At 35.5% G+C, this 21,665-nt stretch carries 15 protein-coding genes and 4 tRNA genes; all 19 read left to right on the top strand.

Features of this window, described 5'->3' with window-relative positions; genetic code table 11:
• The first annotated feature begins 259 nt into the window (after positions 1-259).
• Positions 260-454 carry a 30S ribosomal protein S21 gene (gene rpsU, locus PMI10_RS10320; protein ID WP_007807454.1) on the top strand — a complete coding sequence of 65 codons (195 nt, stop codon included), beginning with the start codon at positions 260-262 and terminating at the stop codon, positions 452-454.
• A 114-nt stretch (positions 455-568) separates the two neighbouring features.
• Positions 569-1,462, top strand: coding sequence for a tyrosine-type recombinase/integrase (locus PMI10_RS10315; protein ID WP_007807452.1), 894 nt, complete (start codon positions 569-571; stop codon positions 1,460-1,462).
• A gap of 34 nt (positions 1,463-1,496) precedes the next feature.
• Positions 1,497-1,799 (top strand): ribosome hibernation-promoting factor, HPF/YfiA family, encoded by a 303-nt coding sequence (gene hpf / locus PMI10_RS10310; protein ID WP_035631704.1) that lies wholly within the window; start codon positions 1,497-1,499, stop codon positions 1,797-1,799.
• Between the two features lie 91 nt (positions 1,800-1,890).
• Positions 1,891-1,964, top strand: a tRNA-Thr gene (locus PMI10_RS10305).
• Between the two features lie 52 nt (positions 1,965-2,016).
• Positions 2,017-2,097, top strand: a tRNA-Tyr gene (locus tag PMI10_RS10300).
• 88 nt (positions 2,098-2,185) lie between these two features.
• Positions 2,186-2,257: transfer RNA gene (locus PMI10_RS10295), tRNA-Thr, on the top strand.
• Between the two features lie 53 nt (positions 2,258-2,310).
• The gene (gene tuf, locus PMI10_RS10290) at positions 2,311-3,498 is read left to right on the top strand and encodes an elongation factor Tu (protein WP_007807448.1); all 1,188 of its coding nucleotides are present in this window, start codon (positions 2,311-2,313) and stop codon (positions 3,496-3,498) included.
• Between the two features lie 60 nt (positions 3,499-3,558).
• Positions 3,559-3,629: transfer RNA gene (locus PMI10_RS10285), tRNA-Trp, on the top strand.
• Positions 3,630-3,648: 19 nt separating this feature from the next.
• Positions 3,649-3,846: a preprotein translocase subunit SecE gene (secE, locus tag PMI10_RS10280; protein WP_007807446.1), complete on the top strand. Its 198-nt coding sequence runs from the start codon at positions 3,649-3,651 to the stop codon at positions 3,844-3,846.
• 10 nt (positions 3,847-3,856) lie between these two features.
• Positions 3,857-4,408 carry a transcription termination/antitermination protein NusG gene (gene nusG, locus PMI10_RS10275; RefSeq protein WP_007807444.1) on the top strand — a complete coding sequence of 184 codons (552 nt, stop codon included), beginning with the start codon at positions 3,857-3,859 and terminating at the stop codon, positions 4,406-4,408.
• A 66-nt stretch (positions 4,409-4,474) separates the two neighbouring features.
• Positions 4,475-4,912, top strand: coding sequence for a 50S ribosomal protein L11 (gene rplK / locus PMI10_RS10270; protein ID WP_007807442.1), 438 nt, complete (start codon positions 4,475-4,477; stop codon positions 4,910-4,912).
• A 13-nt stretch (positions 4,913-4,925) separates the two neighbouring features.
• Positions 4,926-5,615, top strand: a complete 690-nt coding sequence (rplA, locus tag PMI10_RS10265) for a 50S ribosomal protein L1 (protein ID WP_007807440.1) — start codon at positions 4,926-4,928, stop codon at positions 5,613-5,615.
• 22 nt (positions 5,616-5,637) lie between these two features.
• Complete coding sequence (rplJ, locus tag PMI10_RS10260) at positions 5,638-6,138, top strand: 50S ribosomal protein L10 (protein ID WP_007807439.1); 501 nt, start codon at positions 5,638-5,640, stop codon at positions 6,136-6,138.
• A gap of 91 nt (positions 6,139-6,229) precedes the next feature.
• Positions 6,230-6,601 (top strand): 50S ribosomal protein L7/L12, encoded by a 372-nt coding sequence (gene rplL, locus PMI10_RS10255; RefSeq protein ID WP_007807437.1) that lies wholly within the window; start codon positions 6,230-6,232, stop codon positions 6,599-6,601.
• A gap of 260 nt (positions 6,602-6,861) precedes the next feature.
• Complete coding sequence (rpoB, locus tag PMI10_RS10250) at positions 6,862-10,674, top strand: DNA-directed RNA polymerase subunit beta (protein ID WP_007807435.1); 3,813 nt, start codon at positions 6,862-6,864, stop codon at positions 10,672-10,674.
• A gap of 315 nt (positions 10,675-10,989) precedes the next feature.
• Positions 10,990-15,300 (top strand): DNA-directed RNA polymerase subunit beta', encoded by a 4,311-nt coding sequence (gene rpoC, locus PMI10_RS10245; protein WP_035631701.1) that lies wholly within the window; start codon positions 10,990-10,992, stop codon positions 15,298-15,300.
• Between the two features lie 54 nt (positions 15,301-15,354).
• Positions 15,355-15,663, top strand: a complete 309-nt coding sequence (locus PMI10_RS10240; RefSeq protein ID WP_007807431.1) for a DUF3467 domain-containing protein — start codon at positions 15,355-15,357, stop codon at positions 15,661-15,663.
• 462 nt (positions 15,664-16,125) lie between these two features.
• Complete coding sequence (locus tag PMI10_RS10235) at positions 16,126-19,452, top strand: RHS repeat domain-containing protein (RefSeq protein WP_007807429.1); 3,327 nt, start codon at positions 16,126-16,128, stop codon at positions 19,450-19,452.
• A gap of 13 nt (positions 19,453-19,465) precedes the next feature.
• A partial coding sequence (locus tag PMI10_RS22210) for a DUF6443 domain-containing protein (RefSeq protein ID WP_007807427.1) occupies positions 19,466-21,665 on the top strand: 2,200 nt, incomplete at its 3' end.

The raw sequence follows: 21,665 nt of genomic DNA, 5'->3' as shown, positions 1-21,665 counted from the left end.
AAAGAATAAAGAATAAAGAATAAAGAATAAAGAATAAAGAATAAAGAATAAAGAATAAAGAATAAAGAATAAAGAATAAAGAATAAAGAATAAAGAATGTTTTAATAATCTAAATTCATAATTAATTAGTTTTTTGATGAGGTCTATTCTCTTTTATCTCTTTCTTTTATCTTTTTTTTAAAATAATTCATAATTCATAATTCAAAATTCATATTTAATATATACTTTTGCACCTTTAACGAGAGGAGGTGTCAATATTATGTTAATTATACCAATTAAAGACGGAGAAAATATCGATAGAGCATTAAAGCGCTATAAAAGAAAATTTGATAAAACAGGAACTGTTCGTCAACTAAGAGCACGTACTGCTTTTATTAAGCCTTCTGTTATCAAAAGAGCTCAAATTCAAAAAGCTGCTTACATTCAAAACATGAAAGATGGTTTAGAAAGTTAGTATTTAGCTTTATAAAATAATTACCGTTAGTCATCAAAAAAGTATAACTTTGATGCTAACGGTTTTTTTATGGCTTGTAATGAGTTTGTTTAAAATCATTAATTGTAGACTTTTATGAAAACAAATAAGGAAGCATTTCGTGATTATCTTCAGTTGGAAAAAAAATATTCGGTTCATACAGTAAATGCATATCTGAATGATATTGCTTTTTTTGAAGCGTTCAATAAAACTAATTTTGAACAAGAGGGTATAGAGAAGGTGAATTACAATCAGATTAGAAGTTGGATTGTTTCACTTGTGAATGCTGAGATTTCAAATGCATCAGTTAATAGAAAAATGGCGTCCCTGAAGTCGTTTTATAAATTTCTTTTAAAAATAAAACAGATAGAGGTGAATCCGATGCAAAAGCATAGGGCTTTAAAATCTTCCAGGGTTATTCAGATTCCTTTTTCCGAAAAAGAAATGAATGATCTGATGGATGTAGTTGTTGATCCGGTTGGTTTTGAAGAAGTACGTGACAGGCTTATTGTTGATTTGTTTTATACTACCGGAATGCGAAGAGCGGAGTTGATAAGTTTGATGGTTCATAATGTTGATTTATCTTCGAATGCGGTTAAGGTTTTAGGGAAAAGAAATAAGGAGCGAATTATTCCTGTTTTGCCAGTTGTGATTGAACAGTTTAATCTGTATTTGAAGGAAAGAAGTTACCTTGATAATATAGTAGATGTTGGTTATTTTTTTATTTCGAAAAAAGGGTTAAAATTAAGCGAATCTTTTGTGTATCGATTAATAAATTCTTACTTTAGTAAAGTCTCTGAAAAGGTAAAAAAGAGTCCACATGTCTTAAGGCATACTTTTGCGACTCACTTATTAAATAACGGAGCAGATTTAAATTCAGTTAAAGAGTTATTAGGACATTCTAGTTTGGCTTCTACACAGGTGTATACTCATAATAGTTTAGCAGAGTTGAAAAAGGTGTATACGAATGCACATCCTAGAAATAAATAATGGCTCTGAAATGTTTAACCCTAAAATTAGTATTATGAAGGTAGATGTTCATGCAGTTAACTTCACTGTTGACAAAAAATTGGTAGATTTTATTCAGGAAAGAATGAGTAAATTAGAAAAATACTACGATAAAGTAGTGTCTTCGGATGTTTTTTTAAAGGTAGAAAGAACAAGTGATAAGGAAAACAAGATTGTAGAGATTAAGATGAATGTTCCGGGAGATGATTTTTTGGTAAAAAAACAGTGCAAGACTTTCGAGGAAGCGGTAGAACTTTCGGCTGAATCTTTAGAACGTTTGCTGGTAAAAAGGAAAGAAAAAATAAGAGCACATATATAATTGAAATTTTTTTTAAAAAATGTTTTGATTCAAAGATAAAATAGCTACATTTGCAGTCCGTTAGAAATAGCGGACTTTTTTTATTGATTTTGCCAGCGTAGCTCAGTTGGCTAGAGCAGCTGATTTGTAATCAGCAGGTCGTGGGTTCGAGTCCCTCCGCCGGCTCTTTTTTCCAATGCGATTTGGAATTAGTTCATGTAATTATTGATAAAAAAAAGGGGAGATACTCAAGCGGCCAACGAGGGCAGACTGTAAATCTGCTGTGTGAACTTCGCAGGTTCGAATCCTGCTCTCCCCACAAAAAAAGAAGTTAAGGTTTCGGATTGTAGGTTGTGGATTTTTAAAATCTGGAATCTAAATTCAAAAATCTAAAATCAGAACTCTCTGCCGGTGTAGCTCAGGGGTAGAGTGCTTCCTTGGTAAGGAAGAGGTCTCGGGTTCAATTCCCGACATTGGCTCAAGTAAGTAGGAAATTGAATTAATATATAACTAAGATTAAAAATTAAGTAAAATGGCAAAGGAGAATTTTAATCGTTCCAAACCGCACTTAAACATAGGTACAATTGGACACGTGGATCACGGAAAAACTACATTAACTGCAGCAATTACAAAAGTATTGTCTGATGCTGGTTACTGTCAAGCAAAATCGTTTGATCAAATCGATAACGCTCCAGAGGAGAAAGAAAGAGGTATTACTATTAATACATCACACGTAGAGTATGAAACAGCTAACCGTCACTATGCTCACGTTGACTGTCCAGGTCACGCGGATTACGTAAAGAACATGGTTACTGGAGCAGCTCAAATGGACGGAGCTATCTTAGTAGTTGCTGCTACAGATGGTCCAATGCCACAAACTCGTGAGCACATCCTTTTAGGTCGTCAGGTTGGTATTCCAAGAATCGTTGTTTTCATGAACAAAGTGGATATGGTTGATGATGCTGAATTGTTAGAGCTTGTTGAAATGGAAATTAGAGATTTATTATCTTTCTATGAATATGATGGAGATAATGGTCCTGTAGTTCAAGGTTCTGCTTTAGGAGGGTTGAATAATGATCCTGCTTGGGTACCAAAAATCATTGAATTAATGGAAGCTGTTGATGCTTGGATCGAAGAGCCAGTGCGTGACGTAGCTAAACCATTCTTGATGCCGGTTGAAGATGTATTTACAATTACTGGTCGTGGAACTGTTGCTACAGGTCGTATCGAAACAGGTATTGCTAATACAGGAGATCCTGTTGAAATCATTGGTATGGGAGCTGATAAATTAACTTCTACTATTACAGGAGTTGAGATGTTCCGTAAAATCCTTGATAGAGGTGAAGCTGGAGATAACGTAGGTTTATTGTTAAGAGGTATTGATAAAGAATCTATCAAAAGAGGAATGGTTATCATTAAGCCGGGATCAGTAAAACCACACGCTACTTTCAAAGCTGAGGTTTATATCTTGAAAAAAGAAGAAGGTGGACGTCATACTCCATTCCATAATAACTACCGTCCACAGTTCTACGTACGTACAACTGACGTAACAGGAGTTATTACTTTACCAGAAGGAGTAGAGATGGTAATGCCGGGAGATAACTTAACTATCAATGTTTCTTTATTAAGCCCAATCGCGATGAGCGTAGGTTTACGTTTCGCTATCCGTGAAGGTGGTAGAACAGTAGGAGCAGGTCAGGTTACTGAAATCGTAGGATAATCCTATAAATATTATAAAAAGCCAGTTGATTTTCTTAACTGAAATCACTGGCTTTTAATTACGGGCGTAGTTCAAGGGTAGAATAGCGGTCTCCAAAACCGTTGATGGGGGTTCGAATCCCTCCGCCCGTGCAATAAAAAAATATATCAAATGACAAAAGTTACTAATTATTTATCAGAGGCTTTCGAGGAGTTAAAGTCAAATGTTACTTGGCCGGAATGGGCTGAAGTGCAAAAATTGACAATTATTGTAGCTGTATTTTCGATTTTATTCGCCTTGGCAACATGGGGGACAGATGAATTTTTTGCAAAAGCTTTGGCTGGATTTTTTAACTGGTTAAAAGGATAATTTTTTTGTGATGGCAGATAATAATGTGAAAAAATGGTACGTAGTTAGAGCTGTAAGCGGACAAGAGAATAAAGTCAAAGCTTATATCGAAACTGAGATTGCCAGATTAGGTATGGGTGATTATGTTTCCCAGGTTTTAGTACCTACAGAAAAAGTAGTTACTGTAAAAGAGGGAAAGAAAATGTCTAAGGATAAAGTATATTTTCCTGGATATGTTATGATCGAAGCCAATTTGGTTGGTGAGATACCTCATATTATTAAATCTATTACAAGTGTAATTGGATTTTTAGGTGAAATTAAAGGAGGAGAGCCTGTTCCTTTAAGGCTTTCTGAAGTAAATAGAATGTTAGGGAAAGTGGATGAGTTAGCTGTGAATACAGATACTCGTGCTATTCCTTTTAGTTTAGGTGAAACTGTTAAGGTTATCGATGGTCCGTTCAACGGATTTAACGGAACAGTTGAAAAAATAAACGAAGAGAAGCGTAAACTTGAAGTAATGGTTAAGATTTTCGGAAGAAAAACACCATTGGAATTGAGTTTTATGCAAGTTGAAAAAGTATAATTTTTGTTACATCTATAATAACCACTGCAATTGCTTCCAATAATTGTGGTGTTAAATTTTTTAAAAATGGCTAAAGAAATTAGTAAGGTAGTTAAACTACAAGTTAAGGGAGGTGCTGCGAATCCGTCGCCACCGGTTGGACCTGCTTTAGGAGCTGCTGGGGTAAACATCATGGAGTTTTGTAAGCAATTTAATGCTAGAACTCAAGATAAACCCGGCAAAATATGCCCAGTACAAATTACTGTGTATAAAGACAAATCATTCGATTTTGTTGTTAAGACTCCTCCAGCTGCTGTCCAATTATTGGAAGCTGCAAAGCTAAAGTCTGGATCAGGTGAACCAAATCGTAAAAAAGTAGCTAGTGTTACTTGGGACGTTATCAAAGCAATTGCTGAAGATAAAATGGTAGACTTAAATGCATTTACAATCGAATCTGCTATGAGCATGATCGCTGGAACTGCTAGGTCTATGGGTATAACTGTATCAGGAGACGCTCCTTTTTAATTAAGAGAAAGAAATGGCAAAATTGACAAAAAAGCAAAAAGAGGCTGCTTCAAAAATTGAAAAGAACAAACTATATTCTTTGAAAGATGCTGCTGCATTGATTAAAGTTATAGCTTCTGCAAAATTTGATGAGTCTGTTGATATCGCAGTTCGTTTGGGTGTAGATCCAAGAAAAGCGAATCAAATGGTTAGAGGTGTAGTAACATTGCCTCATGGAACTGGTAAAGATGTTAAAGTATTAGCATTGGTTACTCCGGATAAAGAAGCGGAAGCTAAAGAAGCTGGAGCAGACTATGTAGGTCTTGACGATTATTTACAAAAAATTAAAGACGGTTGGACAGATGTTGATGTTATCATCACTATGCCGGCTGTTATGGGTAAATTAGGTCCATTAGGTCGTATTTTAGGACCTAGAGGTTTAATGCCAAACCCTAAAACAGGTACAGTAACTATGGATGTTGCTAAGGCTGTTGCAGAGGTTAAAGCTGGTAAAATCGATTTTAAAGTTGATAAAACTGGTATCGTACATGCAGGAATTGGTAAAGTTTCTTTTGGAGCTGAGCAAATTTATGACAATGCACACGAAATTATTCAAACATTAATCAAACTTAAACCAACTGCTGCTAAAGGTACCTATATTAAAGGTATTCACCTTACAAGCACTATGAGTCCTGCAATTGCATTGGATCCAAAAGCAGTATAATTGGTAGTTAATAATTTTTAGTATGACTAGAGAAGAAAAATCAATCGCGATTGAAGATTTAACTGCACAGTTAGCTGGTACAAATATTATTTATGTATCTGATATTTCTGGATTAAACGCAGAAACTACTTCAAGCTTGAGAAGAGCTTGCTTTAAAGCAGGTATTAAATTAGAGGTTGTAAAAAACACTTTGCTTGCAAAAGCAATGGAAGCTTCTGCTAATGACTATGGTGATTTACCTTCAGTATTGACTGGTAATAGTGCTATATTTATTTCAGATGTTGCAAATGCACCTGGAAAAATAATTAAAGATTTCAGAAAAAAATCAGCTAAACCTTTATTAAAAGGAGCTTACATTAATTCTGAAATTTATATTGGAGATGATCAATTAGATGCATTAGCAACTATTAAATCTAAAGAAGAACTTCTTGGAGAACTTATTGGATTATTGCAATCACCAGCACAAAGAATTATTTCTGCTTTACAAAATAAATTCGCTGGTAGCGAAGAAGTTGAAGCATAATAAATCAATGCAGGGAATTTATTTCCTTGCTGCTTAATTAGCGCACAATAAATAAATTATATTTTACAAATCATTTTAAACGATAGAAAAAATGGCAGATTTGAAACAATTCGCAGAACAATTAGTTAACTTAACAGTTAAAGAAGTTAACGAATTAGCAACAATATTAAAAGACGAGTATGGTATCGAGCCTGCTGCTGCAGCTGTAGTAGTTGCTGCTGGTGGTGGAGAAGGTGCTGCTGAAGAAGCACAAACTGAATTTACAGTTGTATTAAAAGAAGCTGGTGCTTCTAAATTAGCTGTTGTAAAATTAGTTAAAGAACTTACAGGTTTAGGTCTTAAAGAAGCTAAAGATGTAGTTGACGGTGCTCCAAGTAACGTTAAAGAAGGTGTTTCTAAAGAAGAGGCTGAAGGTCTTAAAAAATCATTAGAAGAAGCTGGAGCTGTAGTTGAACTTAAATAATTCAACTCAGTTTTAAGAACTAGGTTTAGGTCTTGAGTTAACTCAATGGCCTAAACCATTTTTCGTATAATAAAATATATCAAGTTTTATTATTCAAATAGTTTAAAATACGAAAAAGTTTTTGATCAATACGAAGAAAAAAATTGAGCGGAATTACTAGTTCATTTTAAAGATGTATTGATTATAATAAGAAAGTATAGATTAAACAGTGTGTGTTTACACAAAAAATTACTTTTTTTTAATCAAAATTTTGTCCATTGATGATAACAAATCAGACTGAAAGATTGAATTTTGCCTCTACAAAAAATATCCCTGACTATCCAGATTTCTTAGATGTTCAGGTTAAATCTTTTAAAGATTTCTTTCAACTAGAAACGAAATCTGACGAAAGAGGCAACGAAGGGTTATACAACACCTTCATGGAAAACTTTCCAATCACAGATACAAGAAATAACTTTGTATTGGAGTTCCTAGATTACTTTGTTGATCCGCCACGTTATACAATTCAAGAATGTATAGAGAGAGGTCTTACTTATAGTGTGCCTTTAAAAGCCAGGTTAAAACTATACTGTACAGATCCAGAACACGAAGATTTTGAAACTATTGTACAAGATGTTTATCTTGGAACAATACCTTATATGACTCCAAGCGGTACTTTTGTTATCAATGGTGCTGAGCGTGTAGTAGTATCTCAACTACACCGTTCTCCAGGAGTTTTCTTTGGTCAATCATTCCACGCAAATGGAACAAAACTTTATTCTGCCAGAGTAATTCCTTTTAAAGGTTCCTGGATAGAATTTTCTACAGATATCAACAGCGTAATGTATGCTTATATCGATAGAAAGAAAAAATTACCGGTTACAACTTTATTCCGTGCAATTGGGTTCGAAAGAGATAAGGATATCCTTGAGATTTTCGACTTAGCTGAAGAAATTAAAGTTTCTAAAACCGGAATTAAAAAATATATTGGAAGAAGACTTGCTGCACGTGTATTGAACACCTGGCACGAGGATTTCGTTGATGAAGATACCGGAGAGGTAGTTTCTATCGAACGTAACGAAATTATCCTTGATCGTGATACAATTATCGACAAAGATAATGTTGAGGAAATCATCGATTCAAACGTTAAATCTATTTTGTTACACAAAGAGGATAATAACCAGGCAGATTATGCTATTATCCACAACACATTACAAAAAGATCCAACAAACTCTGAAAAAGAAGCTGTTGAGCATATATACAGACAATTGCGTAATGCAGAACCGCCTGATGAAGAAACTGCTCGTGGTATTATAGATAAATTGTTCTTCTCTGATCAACGTTATAACTTAGGTGAAGTTGGTCGTTATAGAATGAACAAAAAACTTGGTTTAGATATCCCAATGGAAAAGCAAGTGCTTACCAAAGAAGATATCATTACCATTGTAAAATATTTGATCGAATTGATCAACTCTAAAGCAGAGATTGATGATATTGATCACTTATCAAACCGTCGTGTTAGAACAGTTGGCGAACAATTGTCTCAGCAATTCGGTGTTGGTTTAGCACGTATGGCGAGAACTATTCGTGAGAGAATGAACGTTAGAGATAACGAGGTGTTTACACCAATTGATTTGATTAATGCTAAAACATTATCATCAGTTATCAACTCTTTCTTTGGTACGAACCAGTTGTCTCAATTTATGGATCAAACGAATCCATTAGCTGAGATTACACACAAAAGAAGATTATCTGCACTTGGACCTGGTGGACTTTCGAGAGAGAGAGCTGGTTTCGAGGTTCGTGACGTTCACTATACACACTATGGTCGTTTATGTCCGATTGAAACTCCTGAGGGACCAAACATTGGTTTGATTTCATCTCTTGGTGTTTATGCAAAAGTTAACGGAATGGGTTTCATCGAAACTCCTTACCGTAAAGTAACAAATGGTGTTGTTGATTTAGAAAGTACACCTATTTACTTAAGTGCTGAAGAAGAAGAAGGAAAAATGATTGCTCAGGCAAACATTGAAATGGATGCAACAGGTAAAATTACAGCGAGTAATGTAATTGCCCGTGAGGAAGGTGATTTCCCGGTTGTTGAGCCTTCTGCAGTACATTATACAGACGTTGCTCCTAACCAGATTGCTTCGATTTCGGCTTCATTGATTCCTTTCTTAGAACATGATGATGCGAATAGAGCCTTGATGGGATCTAACATGATGCGTCAGGCGGTTCCTTTGATCCGTCCGGAAGCACCAATTGTTGGTACAGGTTTAGAGCGTCAGGTAGCTTCAGATTCCAGAGTATTGATTAATGCTGAGGGAGATGGAACTGTAGAATATGTTGATGCTAATATCATTACTATCAAATACGACCGTACTGAAGAAGAAAGAATGGTAAGTTTTGATGCTGATGAAAAAACATACAACTTAATTAAATTTAGAAAAACCAATCAGGGAACAAGTATCAACTTGAAACCAATCGTAAGAAAAGGGGACAGAGTTAGTCTTGGACAAGTATTATCAGAAGGATATGCTACTCAAAATGGTGAATTAGCTTTAGGTAGAAACTTAAAAGTTGCGTTCATGCCATGGAAAGGGTATAACTTTGAGGATGCGATTGTAATTTCTGAAAAAGTTGTTCGTGATGATATTTTTACGTCTATCCACGTTGATGATTATTCATTAGAGGTTAGAGATACTAAGTTAGGAAATGAAGAGTTAACAAACGATATTCCTAACGTTTCTGAAGAAGCTACTAAAGATTTAGATGAAAACGGTATGATCAGAATTGGAGCAGAGGTTAAGCCTGGCGACATTTTGATCGGAAAAATTACACCAAAAGGAGAATCAGATCCTACTCCGGAAGAGAAATTGCTTCGTGCAATCTTCGGGGATAAAGCAGGTGATGTAAAAGATGCTTCATTAAAAGCGTCTCCATCTTTACACGGTGTAGTTCTTGACAAAAAATTATTTGCAAGAGCCGTAAAAGATAAACGTAAACGTACTCAGGATAAAGATGCTTTGGGCGCTTTAGAAATGGAGTTCGAAACTAAATTTGTTGAATTAAAAGACAGATTGGTTGAGAAATTATTCCTGATCGTAAACGGAAAAACATCTCAGGGTGTAATGAATGATTTAGGTGAAGAAGTTTTACCAAAAGGTAAAAAATATACTCAGAAAATGCTTTACGCAGTAGAAGATTTTGCTCACTTAAGCAAAGGTCAATGGGTTGCTGATGACGCTACAAATAAAATGGTTAATGATTTAATTCATAACTATAAAATTAAGCTGAACGACTTACAAGGATCTTTAAGAAGAGAAAAATTCACTATTACAGTTGGAGATGAATTACCATCTGGAATCTTGAAATTAGCGAAAATTTATATCGCTAAAAAACGTAAACTGAAAGTAGGGGATAAAATGGCAGGACGTCACGGTAACAAAGGTATTGTTGCAAGAATCGTTCGTCATGAAGATATGCCTTTCCTTGAAGACGGAACACCGGTAGATATCGTATTGAATCCACTTGGGGTACCTTCACGTATGAACATTGGTCAGATTTATGAAACTGTTCTTGGATGGGCCGGACAAAATTTAGGTAGAAAATTCGCTACTCCAATTTTTGATGGTGCTTCTTTAGATCAAATTAATGAATTAACAGATGAGGCTGGAGTACCACGTTTCGGACATACACACCTTTATGATGGTGGTACTGGAGAGCGTTTCCATCAAGCTGCAACTGTGGGAGTAATTTACATGCTTAAATTAGGACACATGGTTGATGATAAGATGCACGCACGTTCTATCGGACCATACTCGTTGATCACTCAACAGCCACTTGGAGGTAAAGCTCAATTTGGAGGTCAGCGTTTTGGAGAGATGGAGGTTTGGGCACTTGAGGCTTATGGAGCTTCTAGTACACTTCGTGAAATCTTAACAGTTAAATCGGATGACGTTATTGGTAGAGCTAAAACTTACGAAGCTATCGTTAAGGGTGAGTCTATGCCAGAACCAGGATTACCGGAATCATTCAATGTATTAATGCATGAATTGAAAGGTCTTGGACTTGACATTCGTTTAGAAGAATAAAAAAAGTTTTCAGTTACAGTCTCAGTATTCAGTTCAATCTGAAAGCTGAGACTTAAGCTGTTTAATAAATTAAAGTTTTTAGGATTTATACCCGTCACCCGTTCCGATTTTTTATATAAACTGAATAAGTTTTATAATTAGCACTTCAAAATTTAAGTTTGAAGTTTAGAGAAGTAACTCGAGGTAATGTTATAAGTCACAAGTCAAATGTCTTAAAGTTTATAAAGTCTCTATTGACTTTTGACTTTCGGCTTTTAAACTTTCGACTTAAGCAAAAATCAATTTTTAATTGCAAATAAATCAATAGTAAAAACTATGATGAATAATAGAAATAATAATAAAGATAAGAATCCGGTAAAAAGATTTAATAAAATCTCTATTGGATTAGCTTCACCTGAATCTATCTTGAAAGAATCAAGAGGAGAGGTTTTAAAGCCAGAAACTATCAACTACAGAACGCACAAACCAGAACGTGACGGACTTTTCTGCGAAAGAATCTTCGGACCTGTTAAGGATTTTGAGTGTGCTTGTGGTAAATATAAAAGAATTCGTTACAAAGGTATTATCTGTGACCGTTGTGGTGTTGAAGTTACGGAGAAAAAAGTACGTCGTGACAGAGTAGGACACATCAACCTTGTTGTGCCAATTGCTCACATCTGGTATTTCCGTTCTCTTCCAAACAAAATTGGTTATATTCTTGGTCTTCCATCTAAGAAATTAGATATGATTATTTACTACGAAAGATACGTAGTAATTCAGGCTGGTATTGCTAAAAATGCAGATGGAGAATCATTACAAAGATTAGATTTCTTAACTGAAGAGGAATATTTGAATATTTTAGATACTCTTCCACAAGAAAACCAATATTTAGATGATATGGATCCTAATAAATTTGTTGCCAAAATGGGAGCAGAATGTATTATGGATTTATTGGCTCGTATCGATTTAGATGCTTTATCTTATGAATTAAGACACAGCGCTAACAACGAAACATCTAAACAACGTAAAACTGAAGCTTTAAAAAGATTACAAGTTGTTGAGTCTTTCCGTGAGTCTAACTTAAACCGCGAAAATCGTCCTGAGTGGATGATTATGAAAGTGGTTCCGGTTATTCCACCAGAATTACGTCCGCTTGTGCCACTTGATGGAGGTCGTTTTGCAACTTCAGATTTAAATGATTTATACCGTCGTGTAATCATCCGTAACAACCGTTTGAAAAGATTAATGGAGATTAAAGCTCCGGAAGTTATCTTAAGAAACGAAAAACGTATGTTACAGGAATCTGTAGATTCATTATTTGATAACACTCGTAAAGCTTCTGCTGTTAAAACAGAATCTAACAGACCATTAAAATCATTATCAGATTCCTTAAAAGGTAAGCAAGGACGTTTCCGTCAAAACTTACTTGGAAAACGTGTGGATTATTCTGCTCGTTCGGTAATTGTTGTTGGTCCTGAATTAAAATTATTCGAATGCGGTTTGCCAAAAGATATGGCATCTGAATTATACAAACCTTTCGTTATCCGTAAATTGATTGAAAGAGGTATTGTTAAGACAGTAAAATCTGCTAAGAAAATCATAGACAAAAAAGAGCCTGTAGTTTGGGATATCCTTGAAAATGTAATTAAAGGACACCCAGTATTGCTTAACCGTGCTCCTACGTTACACAGACTTGGTATTCAGGCTTTCCAACCAAAATTAATTGAAGGAAAAGCGATCCAATTGCACCCATTAGTATGTACGGCTTTCAACGCCGATTTTGATGGGGATCAGATGGCAGTTCACTTGCCATTAGGACCAGAGGCTATTTTAGAGGCACAATTATTAATGTTGGCTTCTCACAATATCCTTAACCCTGCAAACGGTGCTCCAATTACTGTACCTTCTCAGGATATGGTCTTGGGTCTATATTATATGACCAAAGAACGTATCTCTACACCAGAACATGTAATTTTAGGTCAGGACTTAACTTTCTATTCTGCTGAAGAAGTAAATATTGCATTAAATGAAGGAAGATTAGAATTGAATGCTCGTGTAAGAATCAGAGCAAAAGATTTTAATGAGGCTGGAGAATTAGTGTATAAAATTATTCAAACCACTGCAGGTCGTGTATTATTTAACGAAGTAGTACCTGAAGCAGCCGGATATATCAATGATGTATTGACTAAGAAAAACCTTAGAGATATTATCGGACACATTTTAAGTGTGACTGATGTACCTACAACGGCAGCTTTCTTGGACAATATGAAAGATATGGGTTATAAATTCGCATTTAGAGGAGGTTTATCATTCTCTTTAGGTGATATTAGAATTCCAGAACAAAAAACTAAATTGATTGCAGATGCCAGAGAGCAAGTTGAAGGTATTTCTGTGAATTATAACATGGGTCTTATTACCAATAACGAGCGTTACAACCAAGTTATTGACGTATGGACTTCAGCAAATGCTCAGTTGACAGAATTAGCAATGAAAAATATTAGAGAAGACCAGCAAGGTTTCAACTCTGTATATATGATGCTTGACTCTGGGGCGAGGGGTTCTAAAGAACAAATTCGTCAGTTAACCGGTATGCGTGGTTTGATGGCTAAGCCTAAAAAATCTACTGCCGGTGGTGGAGAAATTATTGAAAACCCGATTCTTTCTAACTTTAAGGAAGGTCTTTCGATTCTTGAGTATTTCATTTCTACTCACGGTGCTCGTAAAGGACTTGCGGATACGGCCCTTAAAACTGCCGATGCCGGATACTTGACAAGAAGACTTCATGACGTTTCTCAAGATGTTATTGTAAACATCGAGGATTGTGGAACTTTAAGAGGTGTTGAAGTTTCTGCTTTGAAGAAAAATGAGGAAATTGTTGAATCGTTAGGAGAAAGAATTTTAGGACGTGTTGCATTGCAAGATGTTATAAATCCACTTACTAATGAAGTAATGGTTGAATCAGGTCAACAAATTACTGAAGCAATTATGAGAACTATCGAAGCTTCTCCAATTGAAAAAGTAGAGGTTAGATCTCCATTAACTTGTGAAGCTTTAAAAGGAATTTGTGCTAAATGTTACGGTAGAAACTTAGCTACCGGTAAAATGACACAAAGAGGTGAAGCTGTCGGAGTTATTGCAGCTCAGTCTATTGGTGAGCCAGGTACACAGTTAACACTTCGTACGTTCCACGTTGGAGGGGTTGCAGGAGGTATTTCTGAAGAGTCTAGTATTGTTACGAGATTCAACGGTAGACTTGAAATTGAAGATTTAAAAACTGTTAAAGGTGAGGATAGTGAAGGTAATGCGACTGATATCGTAGTATCTCGTTCAACTGAATTAAAATTAGTTGACGAGAAAACCGGAATTGTATTAAACACACACAATATTCCTTACGGATCAAGCATTTTTGTTAATGATGGTGATGTAGTTACTAAAGGAACTGTAATTTGTAAGTGGGATCCATATAATGGTGTAATTGTTTCTGAATTTACTGGTAAGATTGCTTACGAAGATTTAGAGCAAGGACAATCATTCATGGTTGAAATTGATGAGCAGACAGGTTTCCAGGAAAAAGTAATTTCTGAAGCAAGAAATAAAAAATTAATTCCAACTTTATTAGTTTACGGTAAAGAAGGAGAATTGATTCGTTCTTATAACTTACCGGTTGGTGCCCACTTGATGGTTGAAAACGGTGAAAAAATTAAAGCAGGTAAAGTATTGGTAAAAATTCCACGTCGTTCTTCTAAATCTGGGGATATTACGGGAGGTTTACCAAGAATTACAGAGTTGTTAGAAGCTCGTAATCCTTCGAATCCAGCTGTAGTTTCTGAAATTGATGGAGTTGTTTCTTTTGGAAAAATCAAAAGAGGTAACCGTGAGATCGTTATCGAGTCTAAATTTGGAGACATTAGAAAATACCTGGTTAAATTATCAAGTCAGATTTTAGTTCAGGAAAATGACTTCGTTAGAGCGGGTGTTCCGTTGTCTGATGGTGCAATTACGCCGGATGATATATTAAGAATTCAAGGACCGGCTGCTGTTCAACAATACTTGGTAAATGAAATTCAGGAAGTATACCGTTTACAAGGAGTAAAAATTAACGATAAGCACTTTGAGGTAGTTATTCGTCAAATGATGCGTAAAGTTAGAGTTCAGGATCCGGGAGATACATTGTTCTTGGAAGATCAATTAATTCATACTAAAGATTTTATCGTTCAAAATGATAAATTATATGGTATGAAAGTAGTTGAAGATTCTGGAGATTCTGCTGTATTGAAACCAGGTCAGATTATTACACCTCGTGATTTACGTGATGAAAATTCATTGCTTAAACGTAATGATAAAAATTTAGTTGTAGCCAGAGATGTGATTACTGCAACGGCTACGCCAGTTTTACAAGGTATTACAAGAGCTTCGCTACAAACTAAATCATTCATTTCTGCTGCTTCATTCCAGGAAACAACAAAAGTACTTAACGAAGCTGCAGTAGCAGGTAAAGTTGATGATCTTGAAGGATTGAAAGAAAATGTAATTGTTGGACATAGAATTCCTGCAGGAACCGGTATGAGAGAATACGATCATACTATTGTAGGTTCTAAAGATGATTACAATGAAATGATGGCAAATAAAGAAGAATATATTTATTAATTCTTATCAATTCCCTCTTTTTCGAAAGAGGGAAATTGAAAAAATATTAAAATTATGAGTAATCCGAAACCACAAGAGCAAATTAATATTGAGTTAGACGAAACTATTGCAGAAGGAATTTATTCTAATCTTGCAATCATAAATCACTCCTCATCAGAATTTGTTTTAGATTTTGTAAATATTATGCCGGGTACTCCAAAAGCCAAGGTGAAATCAAGAATTGTCCTGACGCCACAGCATGCTAAAAGATTATTGAGAGCAATTGGTGAAAACATTCACCGCTTTGAAGCCGCTCATGGTGAAATTAAAGAGACTGAGCAAGCACCAATACCTCTTAATTTTGGTCCGGCTGGACAAGCATAAATTTTTAAAACTCCAGAAATGGAGTTTTTTTATTAAATAAACGGAAAGTTTGTTTGTGTATTTAATCCGATTTAATTTACTTTCAACGACTATATTTTTAGAAGTTAGGGTTTAGTTATATTTTTGAAGGACATAAAATAAATTAAAGAAAATTAATTTTTTGCAATAAAGGTTAATTTAATTCAAATTTAAAAAAAAAGCGCTAGTATAAAAATTAGTGCTTTTTTTATTGCATTTTTTTAAATAGAAATTTTATAAAATTCAGGGGCTTTCCCCTATATGATAAAAGTTTTTATTCCTTCAACTTTGGGACTTAATTTCAACATTAATTTTTGTGGACAGAACAGGAATTTTTTCTAATAGATAACAAATCAAATAAAAATATATCCTATTTTTGCCCAATTTTTCCCAATAAAAAGATACTATTTTTAAAACATTAACGCGCCATAAAAAAAATAAATTTTGAAAAAATATTTAAAAGCCTTACTTCTAATACTTACCATTACAACCACCTCAATCATTAAAGCACAGGATAATTCCAGTACATTATTACCTAATATAATTCCTCCTTCACCATCTGCCTATTCGTTGGGAAATTATGGCAATGTGCCGGTTGGTTTAGTAAACGGAACCGCTAATATAGACATCCCACTGTTAACCTATGCGACAAAGAACCTGTCTATGCCTGTCAAACTGTTTTATGGGTCAAATGGAATTAAAGTTGATGATATTTCGTCAAGTGTTGGTTTGGGATGGAATATGACTGCAGGAGGCATTATTACCAGAAGTGTAAATGATGTTGCGGACGAAAAAAATAATATCTCTCCGGGCAGTATACCCGATGATGCAATTTTAGATGACGGAACACTTACCACTGTTGATATTGATTATTTTTATAACATCGGAAATAATGACGGGGCAGATTCAGAAGCCGATATTTTCTCCTTTAATTTTAATAATATATCCGGAAAATTCGTTTTAGATAAAAATCAAAATCCGGTTTTGATAGAAAATCAAAATGTTACAATTGAAAAAGTTATAAATTCCGGGAATACTTCCTTTATTATAACAACAAATGACGGGATTAAATATTATTTTGATGCTATAGAAACTACCATGTTCAGGGCTCAGAATGCAGGTTTTTCACAACCGAATATCTCTACAACTTCCTGGTACCTAACCAGCGTCAAACATCCTTTAGGCGATGAGATTTATTTAGAATATGAAAACAATGATTATAATTTTATAGCATCAGAATCGCAGGCGTTAATTGTATCCAATCCTTATACTCAGGAAAACTGTGTAGAAAATAATGGTGGTACATATCAGTACGGTCCAGTACTTACAGGCATAACTTCGCATAGCATGTCTATCAGTGGTAAGCATATAAAGAAAATATCTTCAAATAACACAATCAATGGCGTTTTGAATTTTTTATATGGTACAGATAATGATCCCGAAGTTTCTGTGGGAGGCAATAAAAAAATTAATGAAATGCAATTGGTTGATAATGCTTCCAACATCATTGAAAAAATTAATTTTAATTATCTGGTAACGGCTAATAAGCGCAGTTTCTTAAAACAGATTGTTTTCAAAGATATAAGCAAACAGTATAATTTTGAATATATAACTCCCGAATTATTACCATTACGGTTAGATAAAAGTCAGGACCATTGGGGATATTATAACGGAAAAAGCAATTCTACTCTGGTACCCGAAGTTCCAAATATGCCAGACATACAATTTACCAAAGCCAATAAAGAGGCAGATGTAAATTTTACAAAAATGGGAATGCTTAAAAAAATATGCTATCCAACAAAAGGATGCTCCGAATTTGACTATGAAGCGAATACATTTTTGGGCCAAAAAACAAGTAACCCATCTCCAATTGTAGGGGTACTGAATGTTTATATAGGCCCTACGACTACTTCCCCGGATAATGTTAAGTTAAGCGAACAAACAATATTCCTGCCTTTTAGCCAAACGGTTAGTGTTGGGGGGTATGGCGAATTTAATCTCGATGCCTGTGATGCCAGTATGAATACTGACCATTCACAAGCTAGCCTAACAGTTAGGAACATAGAAACTAATAGTCTAGTGGCTTTGTATATTAAATCACAAAGTGGAGGTTTTGTTAGCCAAGGGAATGCTATTACATTAAAGGAAAATATTTCGAACAATCAGTTTTACTTTTTTGGTGAAGCGAATAAAAATTATAAAATTAGCTTACAAGCAAGTTTAAGATGTACTGCCGGAGGAGTTAATTTTGCGTACTACAATTCTCAATCTCAAACTGTCTCAGACAATATCGTTACAGGAGGGATCAGGATAAAATCAGTTAACGATCTTAATGAAAACAATGCGACCAATAAAAGTAATTATAAACGATTTTATTATTCTTCATTATCCAATTTAAATGTTTCCTCAGGAATTTCATCCGGAACCCCCTATTACATCTCACACAGTACAAAAAGAATAGTATGTCATGGTACTGGTCAAATCGAAATTAAATGCGATCATGTTGATGTTAATAATTTGGTGCTAACCTCAAGCAGCATTTTATCATTATACGATAAAGGGGCTAATGTATACTATAAGAATGTTACCATAAGCTATGGAGACGATGCATTTTTGAATGGAGGAGAAAATCACCAATTCATTATAAATCCTGACTTGCCGGGTGAGGTCTTATCCGGAACAGATTTTAATCACTCATCAAAAACAAACTCAGGTTGGGATAATGGACTGGAAAGTAAAGTGATTTATTTTAAAAAAGGGAATGTCCCGAATAGTTTTTTATATCTGAAAGAAAGTACCAATGATTATTTTCTCGATACCAGAATTAACAAAGAAGTGTATAGTTATCCGGTAAGAAAGAATTTTCAGCTGGATTGTTTTTCTTCAGGACAGCCTGACAGTATAGAAAATTTAGACATTATGCGAAGTGTAATATCTTCACACTGGAATTATCTTGCATCAAATGAAACAAAAGATTATTTTTATGATACCAATAACGTCCTTATAGATTTAATAGTAAATAAAACCAATTATTTTTATGATAATTCCAATGCCAATCATTTGCAATTAACCCGAAAAGAAAGTATTAACAGCAATAATGAAAACTTAAAAACCAAATACTTATATCCGCCCGATTTAATAAGCGAAACAGGGATGTCTGAATTGGTTTCTACAAACAGAATAGTACCAGCTGTTGTCACAGAAGAGTATAATGGCACAGCCTTGATTTCTAAAAGCAAAACGATTTATGCAAAAGATGCCTCAACTGCAAACCTGCTGTTACCCAAAAATGTCTATACCGCTAAATTTCCAAATGACCTGCCAAATCTAACAAATCCGGCAGTAGGCCAGTTAGAAAATAAAATTAGCTATGACAGTTATGATTCGAATGGTAATATTACACAGTATACGCTCGCAAATGGTGCTCCGGTAACAATAATCTGGGGGTACAACAAAACACAGCCCATTGCTAAAATAGAAGGCAGTTATACAACGATTCCTAATGCTTTAATTGCTGCAGCACAAACCCAATCAGACACAGGAACAGAAGCTGATTTGCTTTTGGCCTTATCCGCTTTAAGAAACGATCCTGCGATGACCAATGCCGTGGTTACCACCTATACCCATATTCCATTGGTGGGAGTAAGTACTGTTACAGATCCAAAAGGTGATAAGATTACCTATACCTATGACAGTTTTGGAAGACTTGAATTTGTAAAAGACAAAGACGGCAATATCCTTTCTGATAACCAATACAATTACAAACAATAAACCCAAAAGTAAGATGAAAAAAATAGTAAACCTGCTTTTGGTTTTGTTTCCAATTGTGGCAATAAGCCAGACAGTCACCCAGAATTATATAAAAACGGCTACCTACAAGATACCTTCACAAACTCGTATTACTGCCCCTTCCATTTCTCAAGCCGCAACTAATGTTACCTATTTTGACGGACTGGGGAGACCTGTCCAGCAAATTGCAAGTCAGGCTTCTGCATCAGGAAAAGATATCGTGACCCCTACTGAATATGATGCTTTTGGACGTCAGGTAAAAGAATATCTTCCCTATGCATCTACCCAAAATACGGCAAACTATATAGACCCTGCGACTTTAGTTCCGGATTTAATAGCGCAGTACAAAACAAATTATGGCACGATCAATGCCAATCCTTTCAGCGAAAAACAACTGGAATCCTCCCCTCTTAACAGGGTATTGAAACAGGCTGCACCCGGAAATGATTGGGCATTGGCAGGCAGCCACACCATAAAGATAGACTATCAGCCTAACCAGAGCAGTGATAATGTAAAGTTATTCACGGCAGCCGCTACATGGAGCGCTTCCCTGGGCTTATACGATATTGCTCTTGGCAATGCAACAGGAACAACTTTCTATAGCGCCAGTCAACTCTACAAAACCGTTACCTATGACGAAAACACAGCTGCTGCCCCACTGGAAACTGCCGGATCAACCGTAGAGTTTAAAAACAAAAAAGGACAGGTTGTCCTGAAAAGAACCTATGATGCAGGAATTAATCATGACACCTACTATGTCTATGACATTTACGGAAATTTAACCTATGTAATTCCGCCAAAAGCTGACTCTGCCATAACACAGGCCGTTTTGGATAATTTATGCTACCAGTATAAATACGATTACCGCAACAGGCTGGTGGAGAAAAAACTTCCGGGCAAACAATGGGAATTCATCGTTTATGATAAACTGGACAGAGTAGTTGCTACCGGTCCTGCCAACTCGCCTTTTTCTGATTTAAGCACAATAGGCTGGATAATAACCAAATACGATATTCTAAACCGTCCGGTTTATACAGGCTGGATGACCTCGACTCCTGCAACGAGTGCAGGAAGAAAAACATTGCAGGATGCACAAAATGCACCAGCTCTTACCGTAATTAACGAAAGCAAACAAAGCAGCGGAACTATAGACGGTATTGCTGCTTATTATACCAATGCAGTTGCTCCTGTAACGTTCAAGCTTCTGACTGTTAATTATTATGACAACTATACTTTTCCGAGTTCGCCTGTTATCACAATACCCACAAGTGTAGAGGGACAAACAGCATTAACTGCCGCTCAGGTTAAAGGACTGACAACAGCTTCCTGGACCAGGGTCCTTACCTCTTCTACGGCCATATTGGGTGAAACGAATGCTATTTTTTATGATGCCAAGGCAAGACCTATTCGTAATTACCTGCAAAACTACTTAGGCGGCTATACCTATACCGACAGTAAACTGGATCCTTTTTCAGGACAATTACAATATAGTATTGCCAAACATAAAAGAGTGTCAACTGATCCGGAACTAACAACAAAAGAGGTTTTTACCTATTCTCCCCAAGACCTTCTTTTGACACAGACCCACCAGATAAACGGAGGAACAATTGAACTTATTGCCAGCAATACCTATGATGAATTAGGACAGCTGGTTTCTAAAAAAGTTGGTAACACTACAGCATTACCAACACAAAACATAAATTATAGTTATAATATTCGTGGATGGCTTACCGGTATAAACAATACTGCAGCATTACAAGTAGGAACAGACCCAAAGGATTTGTTTGCTTTTAAGATCAATTATAATACAACCACTTCGGGAATTAGTGGTGTGAACGCTTTATATAACGGAAACATTGCCGAAACCCAATGGGCAACCAATTCTGATAACGGAGTATTGAGAACTTATGGTTATAAATATGATAATTTAAATAGGCTTAAAGCGGGAATATATAAGAAAGGGACAGTTTTAGATATGTATAACGAGAGTTTGACTTATGATAAAAATGGAAACATTATGGGGCTTACCCGCAACGGAAATAGTGAGACTGCCCTTCAGCAGATTGATAATTTGGTGTACAGTTACGGTCCTGCCAACAGTATCAACCAACTCACAAAAGTTGTTGATAATGCAACGACTTACAAGGCTGGCGGTTTTGTGGACAGTGCTGCAAACACAGTAGATGATTACAGCT

The sequence above is a fragment of the Flavobacterium sp. CF136 genome (assembly GCF_000282055.1).
GTDB lineage: Bacteria > Bacteroidota > Bacteroidia > Flavobacteriales > Flavobacteriaceae > Flavobacterium.
The sequence above is the reverse complement of the archived record's forward strand: the minus strand, read 5'-3'. Positions and strand labels throughout refer to the sequence as shown.